The organism is Micromonospora sp. NPDC020750 (assembly GCF_044334565.1).
In the GTDB taxonomy this organism is placed as follows: domain Bacteria; phylum Actinomycetota; class Actinomycetes; order Mycobacteriales; family Micromonosporaceae; genus Micromonospora.
Window position 1 is genome coordinate 267,462 of record NZ_JBIRTH010000004.1, and the last position, 13,416, is coordinate 280,877.

General features: G+C 74.8%; 9 protein-coding genes. 7 read left to right on the plus strand and 2 right to left on the minus strand.

The window, feature by feature from the left end:
* Positions 1-85: 85 nt before the first annotated feature.
* The gene (gene pgi, locus ACH4T9_RS15095) at positions 86-1,720 is read right to left on the minus strand and encodes a glucose-6-phosphate isomerase (protein WP_396672821.1); all 1,635 of its coding nucleotides are present in this window, start codon (positions 1,718-1,720) and stop codon (positions 86-88) included.
* A 379-nt stretch (positions 1,721-2,099) separates the two neighbouring features.
* On the opposite strand from pgi, the gene ACH4T9_RS15100 reads away from it, so the two are divergent.
* The 5 genes from ACH4T9_RS15100 to ACH4T9_RS15120 all read left to right on the plus strand — a co-directional run bounded on the left by ACH4T9_RS15100 (position 2,100) and on the right by ACH4T9_RS15120 (position 9,500).
* Positions 2,100-2,606, plus strand: a complete 507-nt coding sequence (locus tag ACH4T9_RS15100) for a hypothetical protein (RefSeq protein WP_396672820.1) — start codon at positions 2,100-2,102, stop codon at positions 2,604-2,606.
* Positions 2,606-4,021, plus strand: a complete 1,416-nt coding sequence (locus tag ACH4T9_RS15105; RefSeq protein ID WP_396672819.1) for a hypothetical protein — start codon at positions 2,606-2,608, stop codon at positions 4,019-4,021. The genes ACH4T9_RS15100 and ACH4T9_RS15105 overlap by 1 nt, the downstream gene beginning before the upstream one ends.
* Positions 4,018-5,379 carry a VWA domain-containing protein gene (locus ACH4T9_RS15110; RefSeq protein WP_396672817.1) on the plus strand — a complete coding sequence of 454 codons (1,362 nt, stop codon included), beginning with the start codon at positions 4,018-4,020 and terminating at the stop codon, positions 5,377-5,379. The genes ACH4T9_RS15105 and ACH4T9_RS15110 overlap by 4 nt, the downstream gene beginning before the upstream one ends.
* Positions 5,380-5,391: 12 nt before the next feature.
* A complete protein-coding gene (locus ACH4T9_RS15115; protein ID WP_396672815.1) occupies positions 5,392-6,504 on the plus strand; it encodes an AAA family ATPase in 1,113 nt (370 codons plus the stop codon).
* 197 nt (positions 6,505-6,701) lie between these two features.
* Entirely contained in the window at positions 6,702-9,500 is a 2,799-nt protein-coding gene (locus ACH4T9_RS15120; RefSeq protein ID WP_396673054.1) for a hypothetical protein, read from the plus strand.
* Positions 9,501-9,675: 175 nt separating this feature from the next.
* Here the strand turns inward: ACH4T9_RS15120 and ACH4T9_RS15125 are convergent, their stop codons facing one another.
* Positions 9,676-10,869 carry a helix-turn-helix domain-containing protein gene (locus ACH4T9_RS15125; protein WP_396672814.1) on the minus strand — a complete coding sequence of 398 codons (1,194 nt, stop codon included), beginning with the start codon at positions 10,867-10,869 and terminating at the stop codon, positions 9,676-9,678.
* A 137-nt stretch (positions 10,870-11,006) separates the two neighbouring features.
* Here ACH4T9_RS15125 and ACH4T9_RS15130 point away from each other — a divergent pair, with 137 nt between their 5' ends.
* Positions 11,007-12,665: an FAD-binding dehydrogenase gene (locus ACH4T9_RS15130; protein ID WP_396672813.1), complete on the plus strand. Its 1,659-nt coding sequence runs from the start codon at positions 11,007-11,009 to the stop codon at positions 12,663-12,665.
* 277 nt (positions 12,666-12,942) lie between these two features.
* Positions 12,943-13,416 (plus strand): M28 family peptidase (locus ACH4T9_RS15135; RefSeq protein WP_396672812.1); only part of this gene is annotated, 474 nt, incomplete at its 3' end.

The following is a 13,416-nucleotide window of genomic DNA, read 5'->3' on the forward strand; positions in this document are numbered from 1 at the left end:
GGCGGAGATGTTTCGGGCCCGCGAGAAGACTAATCGGCCGACGCCCCTGCGGGCGTCGGCCGATCAGGTTGGACGGCGGTGACGATCAGTCAGTGTGCCGCTGCGTCCGGTACCGGGCGATCAGGGCGCGGGTGGACGAGTCCAGCCCGGACAGGTCGGCCTCGTCCCCGGTGAGCAGCGGCGCGAGCTGGTTGGCCATCACCTTGCCCAGCTCCACGCCCCACTGGTCGAACGGGTTGATGTCCCAGATCGCGCCCTCGGTGAACACGATGTGCTCGTACAGCGCGATGAGCTGGCCGAGCACCGCCGGGGTCAGCTCGGCTGCGGTGATCGAGGTGGTCGGGTGGTTGCCCGGCATCACCTTGTGCGGCGCCAGCTCGGCCGGCGTGCCCTCCGCCTCGACCTGCTCCCGGGTCCGGCCGAAGGCCAGCGCGGCGGTCTGCGCGAAGAAGTTCGACATGAACAGGTCGTGCATGTCGGCCAGGTCGTGCCGGGGGCGGCTGAACCCGATGAAGTCCGCCGGCACCAGCCGGGTGCCCTGATGGATCAGCTGGTAGAAGGCGTGCTGGCCGTTGGTGCCCGGCTCGCCCCAGAAGATCTCCCCGGTGTCGTACGACACCGGCGTGCCGTCCAGGGTCACCGACTTGCCGTTGCTCTCCATGGTGAGCTGCTGCAGGTACGCCGGGAAGCGGTTCAGGTACTGCGAGTACGGCAGCACCGCGTGGGTCTGCGCGCCGAGGAAGTTCGTGTACCACACGTTGAGCAGCCCGAGCAGCGCCGGCACGTTGCGCTCCACCGGCGTGGTCCGGAAGTGCTCGTCGACGGCGTGGTACCCGCCCAGCAGCTCGCGGAAGCGCTCCGGCCCGACCGCCAGCATCACCGACAGCCCGACGGCCGAGGGCAGCGAGTACCGGCCGCCCACCCAGTCCCAGAAGCCGAACATGTTCTCCGGGTCGATGCCGAAGTCCCGCACCCGATCGGCATTGGTGCTCACCGCGACGAAGTGCCGGGCCACGGCCGAGTCGTCGCCGCCGAGGCCGGCCAGCAGCCAGTCGCGCGCCTGCCGGGCGTTGGCCAGGGTCTCCTGGGTGGAGAACGTCTTCGACACCACCACGAACAGGGTGCTCGCCGGGTCCAGGTCGGCGGTGGCCTCGGCGATGTCGGTGGGGTCGATGTTGGAGACGAACCGGCAGGAGATCCCGGCGTCCCGGTACGCCTTCAGCGCCTCGTACGCCATGACCGGCCCGAGGTCGGAGCCGCCGATGCCGATGTTGACCACCGTGCGGATCCGCCCGCCGGTGTGCCCGACCCACTGCCCGGAGCGGACCCGGTCGGCGAACGCGGCCATCCGGTCCAGCACCTCGTGCACGTCGGCCACCACGTCCCGGCTGTCCACGATCAGCGAGGCGTCCTGCGGCAGGCGCAGCGCGGTGTGCAGCACCGCCCGGTGCTCCGTGGCGTTGATGGGCGCGCCGGAGAACATCGCGGCGATCCGGTCGGTCAGTCGGGCCCGCCGCGCCAGGGCGGCGAGCAGGGTGAGCGTCTCGTCGGTGACGAGGTTCTTGCTCCAGTCGACGTGCAGGTCCGCCACCTCACCGGCGAGGCGTTCACCCCGGTCCGGGTCGGCGGCGAACAGGTCGCGCAGGTGCGCGTCCCGGGCCTTCTCCGCGTGCGCCGCCAGCGCCCGCCACTCGTCGGTGGTGGTGATCTCCTCGGCCATTTTCCGGCTCTCCTCCCGCACCTGCTCAACCGTTGCGCGGCCGTCACCGTACTGTGCGTGCCGGCCCGCCCGGGCCAGATTGCCACCAGCCGGGACGTGTCGCACCCCGGGCCGACTCGGGCCACCCGGGCGATGCTCCCGGGCCGGCGGGTCGTCGGCGCGCCGGGAACGCAGGTGTACGGGCCCGCACCGGCCGCCGAGCCCCCGGGGCCGGCGTTTCCTGTCGTACCCGTGAGGCAAGATCTTTCTCAGGACGGGCGCCCCGGTGGCCCCGGTTCCGGCGGGTCGTCGCGCCCGTCACCCCCTTTTCGTCGTGCGCCGGCCCATCGTCGGCGCGGAGTCGGTGCGCCCGCGGGCGCACCGGGTGCGGAGGTCGTAGGTGCTGGAGACGGAGCACGTCCCGTGGGAGCGGCGCAGCCTCGCGCCGGTGCTGCCCGCGGTGCGTCCCCGCAAGCTGGCGAAGGTCCCCTTCGTCGAGCTGGCGGACGGCCGGTTGCAGGGGGTGGTGTCCAGCGGTTCCGACATCGAGCGGGTCTACGTCTCCTCGATCGCGGCCGGCAGCCACGGCTTCAACTGCTCCACCAACAACAACCGGCCCTGCGGCGGCCTGCGCGGCGCGCCCTGCAAGCACCTGCACGCCCTGCTCGACGAGGCCGTCCTCCAGTACGGCGTGGAGCGCGTCGGCCGGTACCTGCGCATCGACGTCACCGACGGGGCGCGGACCGGCGCCGACCTGGCCCGCCGGCTCGACGGCCACCACGAGCAGACCCCGGCGGCGGTGGTGTTCAGCCGGTTCCTGCGCCACCTGGCCTACCTGGAGCTGCCGGCCACCGACGGCCCGCTGCCCGAGCTGCACTGGTTCCCGGCGACCGGGGCGGGCCGCTGATGCGCGGGGCCCAGCTCACCGCGCTGCGCGACGCCGCGCCGGCCGGCCTCGCCCCGGCCCTGCACCTGGTCGCCGGCCTCGACGACGCGCTCGTCGCCGGCCTGGCCCGGGTGGGCGAGGCGCAGGCCGCCGCGCTCGGCGACCTCGCCGCCGCCCTGGCCGCCACCCCGCTCGGCGACCGGGTCGCCGAGGCGGTCGCCAAGCTCACCGCCGGGTCGCCGGCCGACGAGCACCTGGCCGCCCTGGCGGGGGCGCGCACCGCCCTGCTCGGCGCGGCGCACGACGCACTGCTCGCCGGGGCCGACGCCGCCCTCGGCCGGGAACGCGCCGCGCGGCCGACCCCGCCCGCCGGCCCGCCGCCCGCCGAGGCGGCGGCCCCGCTGTCCGCCGCCCGGTCCTGGCTGACCGAGCTGGCCATCACCGGCTGGCGCGGCGTCGACCACGACCTGGTCGCGGCCGGCGGCCGGCCGGTCGAGGCGACCCTCGCCGTCCCGGCGCTGCGCCGGCTGGCCGTCCTCCTCGACGGCCTGGCCGCCGAGCTGCGCGCGTCCTGCCCGGTCGCCACGATGCCGGCCGTGCCGGCCCGCCGCTGGGCCGACCTGTGGGCCCGCGCCGTGCTGCTCGCCCAGGAGGCCGCCGGCGTCCCCGACCCGTCCGCCGCCGGCGTCGAGACCGTCTCCGGGCGGCTGCTGGTGCTCGGCGTCGACGTGCACGAACACGCCACCGCCGTCCAGGTGCAGGCACACGCCGTCCTCGAACCGGCCGACGGCGGCCCGGCCCGCCTCGTGCGCACCGGCGTCGCCGCCGCCAAGGTCGACACCATCGTCGGGCCGGCGCTGTGGCGGCTGCTCACCGACCACCCGGTCCTGCTGGGCGCGCTCGCCGAGCACCGCAGCCTGGAGGTGACCGACCTTCCGCTGTCCGGCGGCGACCTGTGGTGGCGCGACGGGCAGGCCCGTCCCGGCGAGCCGGCCGACCCGTTCGCCACCGCCCGGGTGCTGCTGCCCACCGCGGTCGCCGCGCCGGTCCCGCCGCTCGGCCGGCACCCGGTCGCCGTCGCCGAGCCGGTGCTGCTGGAGGGGTACGCCGTCGACACCGACGAGGACGGCGGCCTCCGGTTCACCGTCGACGGGGAACGCGTCGCGGTGGACGTCGACCGGCTGCCGGCCTGCGGCCCGCTCACCCCGGCCCTGGTCGCCGCCTCGACGGCCTGCCTGGGGCTGCTGCGTTGGGACGGCCGGTGGACGGTGCAGCCGCTCGCCGTGCAGGCCACGGTCAAGCGAGCCGCGGTCACCGCGCACAACGGCGACTGGGCACAGGGCCCCACCGACCCGAAGGTCGCCAAGGCCGAAACGAAGGCCGGCGACTCCGTCGCCGTGCTGCGGGAACGCGCCGGACGGCTGCTGCGCCGATGAGCGCGACCCCAGAGGCGCCCGGAGGAGGCGCGCAGGTGAACGCCGACGCCAACCGTCGGCAGGTGCTCTACTGGCGGCTGCTGGCCCGGCTCTTCGACCCCGCCGACGAGCAGCCGTCCCTGGAGGCGGCGAGCGTGGCTGTCGTCGACGACCTCGGCCTGCCGGCCGCGCTGCTCGACCCGTCGGTCTCCGTCGACACCGTGGTCCAGCGCTTCCCCGGCCTCGCCACCGAGCTGGACGGCCTGCTCACCCCCGACCAGCCGGCGGACGACGAGCCGGCCGCGGCGGGGCAGGCCGAGGTGCGGCGGGCGGCGCTGGTGTCCAAGCTGCTGCTCAACGTCTTCGCCACCGGCGGGGGCAGTGTCAGCGCCAGCCAGCTCGCCCGGTGGCAGTCCGACGCCGGCTGGTTCGAGCGGGCGCTCGGCTGCGAGCCGGGTGAGCTGCGCCGGCAGGCCGGGGCCGGCGGCGGGCTGGGTGGCGTGCTGGCCGGTCTGGAGGGCGACCTGGTGCGCCGGATGCACCTGCGCGAGGTGCTCGCCGACCCGAAGCTGGCCGCGAAGCTCACCCCGAGCATGTCGCTGATCGAACAGCTGCTGCGGGACAAGTCCAACCTGTCCGGGGTGGCGCTGGCCAACGCGAAGGCGTTGATCCGCCGGTACGTCGACGAGGTCGCCGAGGTGCTGCGCACCCAGGTCGAGCAGACCAGCGTCGGCACGATCGACCGGTCGGTGCCGCCGAAGCGGGTGTTCCGCAACCTGGACCTGGACCGCACGATCTGGAAGAACCTCACCAACTGGAGCCCGGAGGACCAGCGCCTCTACGTCGACAAGCTCTACTACCGGCAGACCGCCCGGCGCACCACCCCGGCCCGGCTGATCGTGGTGGTCGACCAGTCCGGCTCGATGGTCGACTCGATGGTCAACTGCACCATCCTGGCGTCCATCTTCGCCGGGCTGCCCAAGGTGGACGTGCACCTCATCGCGTACGACACCCGGGCGCTGGACCTGACCCCGTGGGTGCACGACCCGTTCGAGGTGCTGCTGCGCACGAAGCTCGGCGGTGGCAACGACGGGCCGGTGGCGATGGCCATGGCCCGGCCCAAGATCACAGAGCCGCGCAACACCGTCATGGTCTGGATCTCGGACTTCTACGAGTTCAGCCGCTCGCAGCCGCTGTTCGACGGCATCGAGGCGGTGCACCGCTCCGGGGTGAAGTTCATCCCGGTCGGCTCGGTCAACAGCTCCGGCAGCCAGATCGTCAACCCCTGGTTCCGCCAGCGCCTCAAGGACCTGGGCACCCCGGTCATCTCCGGCCACATCCGCAAACTCGTCTTCGAGCTCAAGAACTTCCTCACCTAGGAGACCCCTGACATGTCCGAGATGTTGCGTGCCCCCGTCGAGGTCAAGTTCGCCGAGGAACTGGCCTGGCTGGAGTCGGTCGACACCGACCCGAAGCCGTTCTCCTGGCGGCTGAGCCCCCGCATGGTGCGGCTGTTCGTGCTCGGCTCCGAGCGGGCCGACGGGCTCGACCGGGAGGTCGCCCAGAAGTGGTTCGGCGACCGCAGCTTCGTCGAGCGGGCCATCGTCACCCTCGCCTCCGACCGGGGCCTGCTGCTGATCGGCGACCCGGGCACCGGCAAGAGCTGGCTGGCCGAGCTGCTCGCCGCCGCGATCTGCGGCAACTCCACCCTCGTCGTGCAGGGCACCGCCGGCACCACCGAGGACCACATCAAGTACTCGTGGAACGTCTCCATGGTGATCGCCAAGGGGCAGTCCCGGGACTCGATGATCCCCTCGCCGATCATGACCGCGATGGAACAGGGGGTGATCGGCCGGTTCGAGGAGCTGACCCGCTCCACCAGCGACGTGCAGGACGCGCTGATCTCCATCCTGTCGGAGAAGTACGTCTCCATCCCCGAGCTGGACGACGACAACATCGTCTTCGCCAAGCCCGGCTTCTCCATCATCGCGACCGCCAACAGCCGGGACCGGGGCGTCAACGACCTGTCCTCGGCCCTGAAGCGACGGTTCAACTTCGTCCGCATCCCCGTGGTGACCAACAAGCGCAGCGAGGCGGAGATCGTCCGGTTCCGCACCGAGGAGCTGCTGCGCCGGCACAGCATCGAGCTGGACGTCCCGCCCACCCTGCTGGACATCCTGCTGCAGAGCTTCGCCGACCTGCGGGCCGCCGCGGCCTCGGCCACCAGCGACGACGAGAAGCTGGAGTCGGCGCTGTCCACCGCCGAGCAGATCGGCGTGCTGGAGGACGCGATCCTGCACAGCCAGTTCTTCGGCGACCGCACCCTGAGCGCCGCGACCCTCGCCGGCTCGCTGGTCGGCTCGCTGGCCCGGCGCAGCCCGGAGGACCTGGCCATCCTCAACAAGTACCTGCACGGCGTCGTGGAGCCCCGGGCCAAGAAGGACGGCGGCTCCTGGGAGGGCTTCCTCGACGGTGGCCGCCAGGCGATCGCCAACCTGTCGTGACCGGCCCGACGACCGCGCCGCCCGGCGCGACCCCACCACCGCCCCCCGGCGCGACCCCACCACCGTCCTCCGGCGTGATCCCACCGGCCGGGTCGCCGGCCGGCGCCACCGGGCCCGCCGGGGACCGGTCCCCGGCCCCCGGCGCCGCGTCCGGCGCGTTCCGGGGGCTGCGCGAGCAGCTCACCGACGCCGCCGAGATGTTCGCCGGCAGCCCGGGTGCGCTCGCCGGCATCCTCACCGGGATGGTCGACGACGTCGACCGGGCGCTCGGCGAGCGGCTGGAGATCTTTCCGGTCTGCCACCACTCGCCGGCCTCCGCGCTGGCCATGGTGCGCCGGCTGCGCGCGAAGCGGCCGAAGGTCATCTACCTGGAGCTGTGCGAGGACCTGCAACCCCTGCTGGGCGAGCTGCGCAACTGCCGGCTGCCGGTGGCGGTGCAGGCGTTCGCCTCGAAGCTGGACGGGTTCCCCGTCGAGTGGGCGCCGCTGAGCGTCGTCGCCCCGATCACCGAGGCGTCAGCGGAGTACCAGGCCATCGCGTACGCGCTGGAGACCCCCGGCGTGGAGCTGGTGCTGGTGGACCGCTCGGTCGACCACGTGTTCCAGTGGTCGCCCCGGGACCCTGCCGGGGGCGGGGGCGAGGCGGGCGGCCCCGCCGACGGTGCGCCGCAGGAGGCGGCGGCGACCCACGAGGAGGAGGCGGCGCTGCACGGCGACGCCGTCGGCGTGGAGATCGGCGACCTGCGGCCCCGCTTCGCCGAGCTGGAGGCGTACCTGCTGCACCACGGCAAGGTGCGGCACTGGTCGGAGTGGTGGGACCAGTACGTCGAGCAGCCCCTCGTCGGCGCCGACCACGAGACGTACCGCCAGGTGATGGTGCTGATCGGCAGCCTGTTCCGGCGGCTGCGCCCGGCCGACGCCGAGCGGCTCGACCGCGACGAGGAACGCGAGCGCTACATGTGGACCCGGATGCGGGAGCACCTGGCAGCCTCCGGCGCCGACCCGGCCGACTGCCTGTACGTCTGCGGCGCGTTCCACGCCGCCAGCCCCGTCGCGCAGTTCGGCACCGGCCCCGACGCGGCCCCGTACGAGATCAGCCCGCGCACCGCCACCCGCTGGCTGTACGGGCTGATCCCGTCCAGCCACTCGGCGATCGAGGCGCAGTTCGGGTTGGCACCCGGCTCGGTGTCCATCGCCGCCGCCACCTGGGCCAAGGCGGTGTCCCGCTCGGGCGCGGTCCCGTTCCGGCTCGCCGGCCAGCAGGGCGGCAAGCCCGCGAAGGGACGCTCCCGCAGGGCCGCCGCCCCGGTCGCGGTGGCCGACGAGCCGGTGACCGACCGGCTGTCGGGCTTCCTGGCCCGCCCGCCGGTCCTCGACGGCCTCGACGAGGCGGAGTTGCGCGGCTGGTGCGTGGACATCGTCCGGCTGGCCCGGCGCAACGGGTACCTGGCCAGTACCGCCGACGCGATCGCCGTGTTCGAGACGTCGATCCTGCTCGCCGGGCTGCGCAACCGGGCCCGCCCCACCCCGTACGACTTCGCCGACGCGGCGGTGACCTGCATCGAGAAGGACGTGGTGCCGGGCCGGCGGGACGTCCGCCGGCTCTGCGAGATCCTGCTCGGCGGCGACCGGATCGGCCAGGTCGGCTACGAAGCCCTGCCGCCGCTGGCCCGCGACGTGCTCGACCGGCTCGCCCCGCTCGGGCTCGACCTGGACAAGCGCACCATCCAGCGGGCCCTGCTGGACCTCCAGGGCCAGCCGGCCGTGGTCCCCTGCTCCGACCTGCTGTGGCGGCTGCGCCACCTGCTGCCCCGCGACGCGGTCCGCCCCATCATGGGCGAGCGGCGGCTGGGGGAGCGCTCGACGCAGGAGAGCTGGGACCTGGCGCTCGGCCGGCACCAGCGCGCGCTCATCGAGCTGGGCTACGAGGGTGTCACCGTCGAGCAGGTCCTCGAACAGCGGCTGCGCCGGCGGGCCTGGGGCCCCCGGGCCACCGCGGCGGTCGCGCTGGAGGCGGTCGAGGACGCGATACTGCTGCTCGACGGCCGCCGGCTCGTCGACGAGCTGGGCGCCCGCGCCGTGGAGTTGCTCGCCGCCGAGCGGACCGTCGACGAGGCCCCCGAGGTGCTGCGCCGCATCCGCCGGCTGCTGGCCCACTACCGGGCCACCGAGCCGGACCTGCCGGCCTGGTGCGCGGCCTTCGTCACCACCGGGTACGCCCACTACTGCACCCTGCTGCCCACCTCGTTCGTCGACGCCGAGGCGGGGGTCCGTCAGGTGGCCGCCATGCTGGGCTTCCTGTTCGGCATGGAGAGCCTCGCGCTGGCGCTCGGCTGCGACCGGGCCCAGCTCGAACTGGCCGTGCGGCAGTCCCGGCCGGAGGCGCCGGCCCGGGTGGCGCTGCACTGGGCCGCCCAGCACCAGCTCGGCCTGCTGCCGCTGGCCGAGCTGCGGGCCCGCGCCGTGGAGTTGCTGGCCAACCCGCTGGTGGTGCCGGCGTTCCCGCAGTACCTCAGCGGGTTCGTGCAGGCCCTGGAGCCGGTTCCCGGCCTCGCGCCGTTCGTGGTCGAGCTGATGTCCACGGCGTTCGCCCGGCTGCCCGACCCGGTGCTGCTGCCCTGGTTGCCGACGCTGATCACCACCCTGCGCGAGCAGGCGGGCGAGCTGGTGCCGACGCTGGTCCGCGAGGCCGGCCGGACGTTCCCCGCCACCCTGCCCGCCCTGGACGCCTGGGTGCCGCCGTGGGCGGCCCGACCGGCGGCGTCGCCCGCCGCCGCGCCGGCGTCCGCCCAGGCCGGGCCGGTGGTCGACCTGCTCGTCGGTCACCCGGCGACCTGCGACGCCGTCGCCGATCTGCTCGGCTGCCCCGGCGGGTGGCGGGTCGGCGAACCGGCGACCGGGCCCGGGACGGCGGTCGATCCGGAGGTGATCGCTCTGCTCGCCGCGCATCCGGCCACCGCGGCCGAGGCCGAGGCCCTGCTGGCCCCGGCCCGCTGACCCGGCTCGGCAGGCCACGCCCGGCAGATCGCGACCGGGTTGGGCGTCGCCGGCTGCCCGGTCGGGTTGGCCGGCCTTTCCCAAGGCCACCCCGGTCGGGTTGGCCGGCCTTTCCCAAGGCCACCCCGGCCGGGCGCGGGTCCGGGTGATCGACTCCGGGGCACAGCATGGGCGGTCAGGGGCGGCGGCCCAGGTGGTGACGCAGCGCGAGGTGCAGGGCGAGCCGGGCGTCCGGATCGTCGAGCTGCGCGCCGTACCGCTCGCGCAGCCGGCGCAGCCGGTACCGGACGGTCTGCGGGTGGGTGTGCAGGAGCCGGGCGGTCTCGACCACCTGGCCCTGGCTGTCCAGCCAGGCGGCGAGCGTGTCGGCGAGGGCGCGCCGGGCGGCCGGCCCGAGCGGGGCCAGCGGCGCCAGCGCCCGCGCGACGAGCCGGTCGGTCAGCCCCGGCTCCCAGGCGGTGAGCAGGGTGAGCAGGTGCGCGTCGCAGTCCAGCACGCCGTCGGCGGGCAGCACGCCGTCCCGTTGCAGGCGCAGCGCCCGCCGGGACAGCCGGTACGACGTGCGGGCCTGCCGCAGCGGCACGGTCGGGCCGAGGGCCGCCCGTCGGCCGGTCAGCGCCCGGCGCAGATGGGCGAGACGGCCCGGGGCGTCCGGGTCGGGCAGCACGATCCGGACCACGTCGTCGATGACCGTGGCCACCGCTCCGCCGCCGATGGCGCGGGCGAGGTGCTCGTCGTCGGTGCCGTCGACGCTGACCACGGCGACGGCGCCGGGCAGCGGCCACCGGGCGGCCTCGGCGGCGGCGTGCAGCGCGGCGTCGCCGGGCGGGTCCGGCTGGACGAGCAGGGTGATCAGCCGGCGGCGGACCACGGTCCAGTCGTGGGCGGCGTCCCGCTGCTCGTCGAGGTAGCCCTCGGCGGCGGCCCCGGCGAGGGTGTCGGTGTAGCCGAACAGGGCGGCGGCGATGAGGTACAGCTCGTCGGCGGCGAGCCGGTCCGGCCGCTCGGGCGCGACCAGGAACGCCCAGAGGGCCCGGGCACCGACGGTGAGCACCGAGCGCAGCGCGTCGACGCGGTGCCCCTCCTGGTACTCGGTGCGGCCGAGGTCGTGGAAGACCCGCCGGGTGTCGGCGAGGGACCGGCCGGGGTCGGCGACGGCCGCCACGAACGCGTCGACGGCGGTTTCCACGCCCAGGGCGAGGCCCCGGCCCTGCCCGCCGGTCAGCGAGCGGCCCTGGGCCCGCATGGTGGCCCGGACGCTGTGCAGCGTCTCCTCGTGCAGCCGCGGCCGGACCGCCCGCAGGTGCTCGCCGACGTGTCGGGGAAGCCCGGCGAGGCGGGGCTCCAGTTCTTCCAGGGTGTCCGCCACGGTCGCCCGCCCTCCCGATCCGCCGACGATGTGCGGCGCCCACAACCGCGATTCTTGTCATCCGGATGACAAACGCCGGGGCCGATCCTGCACCGGCGTACCACCGATTTTGGCACCATGGTTCGTAGGGTTCCGGCATGGACGCGGATGTGATCGTTGTCGGGGCCGGACTGGCGGGCCTGGTCGCCGCCACCGAGGCCGCCGATGCCGGCCGGACGGTGCTGCTGCTGGACCAGGAGCCGGAGCAGAACCTCGGCGGGCAGGCGTGGTGGTCGTTCGGCGGGCTGTTCCTGGTCGACTCGCCCGAGCAGCGGCGGATGGGCGTCCGCGACTGCGTGGAGCTGGCCTGGCAGGACTGGCTGGGCAGCGCCGCGTTCGACCGCGCGGAGGACCACTGGCCGCGCCGGTGGGCCGAGGCGTACGTGCACTTCGCGGCGGGGGAGAAGCGGGCCTGGCTGCGGTCGATGGGGCACCGGCTCTTCCCGGTGGTCGGCTGGGCCGAACGGGGCGGCGGCGCGGCGGACGGGCACGGCAACTCGGTGCCCCGGTTCCACGTCACCTGGGGCACCGGCCCCGGGGTGGTCGAGCCGTTCGCCCGCCGGCTGCGCGCCACGGTGGACACCGGCCGGGTGCGGCTGTGCTTCCGGCACCGGGTCGACGGCCTGGTCACCGCCGGCGGCGCGGTCACCGGGGTACGCGGGGCGGTGCTGGAGCCCAGCGACGCCCCGCGCGGCGCGCCCAGCTCCCGGGTCGAGGTCGGCGAGTTCGCGTACGCGGCGCAGGCCGTCGTCGTCACCTCCGGCGGGATCGGCGGCGACCACGACCTGGTCCGGGCGGCCTGGCCGGCCCGGCTCGGCACCCCGCCGAAGCGGATGGTCTCCGGCGTCCCGGCGCACGTCGACGGGCGGATGATCGGCATCACCGAGGCCGCCGGCGGGCAGGTGATCAACCCCGACCGGATGTGGCACTACGTCGAAGGGCTGCGCAACTGGGATCCGGTCTGGCCGCAGCACGGCATCCGGATCCTGCCGGGGCCGTCCTCGCTGTGGCTGGACGCCACCGGGCGACGCCTGCCGGCGCCGCTGTTCCCCGGCTTCGACACCCTCGCCACGCTGCGTCACCTGCGCGCCACCGGCCACGACCACAGCTGGTTCCTGCTCACCAAGAAGATCATCGCCAAGGAGTTCGCGCTCTCCGGCTCGGAGCAGAACCCGGACCTGACCAACCGCAGCATCCGGCAGGTGGTCGACCGGGCCCGCGCGGGCATCCCCGCCCCGGTGGCGGCGTTCCTGGAGCACGGTGCGGACTTCGTCGTCGCCGACACGCTGGAGGCCCTGGTCGCCGGCATGAACGACCTCGTCGCCCCGGACGGCGGCCCCAGCCTGGACGTCGCAGAGGTGCGGCGGACCGTCGAGGCCCGGGACCGGGCGATCGCCAACCCGTTCGGCAAGGACGCCCAGGTGACCGCGGTCCGGGGCGCGCGGGCGTACCGGGGCGACCGGCTGATCCGGGTGGCCCCGCCGCACCGGCTGCTGGACCCGGCGGCCGGGCCGCTGATCGCCGTCCGGCTCAACATCCTCACCCGCAAGACCCTCGGCGGGCTGCACACCGACCTGGACGGCCGGGTGCTGCGGGCCGACGGGCAGCCGCTGCCCGGCTTGTACGCGGCCGGCGAGGCGGCCGGCTTCGGCGGCGGGGGCATGCACGGCTACAACTCCCTGGAGGGCACCTTCCTCGGCGGCTGCCTCTTCTCCGGCCGGACCGCCGGACGCGCCGTGGCCGCCGCGACCGCCTGACGGCCCCGACCGCCTGACGGCCCCGACCGCCCGACCGCACCGAGCCGGGGGACCCGCCGGCGGCGGGCAGCTGCGACGCCGAGCCGCGATCGGGGAATCGGCGCGGAGTATGACCGGAATGGATATTGACCAGGGAATAGACGCATGTCAGTGTGTGCTTCCCTGGAACGAACGTCGCGGCGCCCCTCCGGACGCCGCCGGACCCCGCCGCCCACCCGGTGCGCGGGGTCCGGTCACGCCCAGGTGCACGAACCCCCGACCTGCACCGAGGAGCATCATGAGACGCACAACGTTGACCGCGGGCCTCGCGCTCGCCGCCGCCGTCGCGCTGACGGCGTCGACGGCGACGCTGCCGGCCGCCGCCGCCCCCGCCCCGGCGCTCGCCGCGCTGGCCGCCCCGGACATCTCCGTGACCAACGTCCAGGCCCACCTGACCCAGCTCCAGAGCATCGCCAGCAGCAACGGCGGCCACCGCCGGGCCGGCTCGGCCGGCTACACGGCCTCCGTCAGCTACGTCAAGAGCAAGCTCCAGGCCGCCGGCTACACGGTGACCGAGCAGAACTGCACGAGCTGCACCTACCCGGGCAACAACGTGATCGCCGAGTGGCCGGGCACCGCGCCGGCCGACCAGGTGGTCATGTTCGGCTCCCACCTGGACGGCGTTTCCGCCGGCCCCGGCATGAACGACAACGGCTCCGGCTCCTCGGTGTTGCTGGAGAACGCCCTGGTGCTGGCTCAGCAGAATCCGACC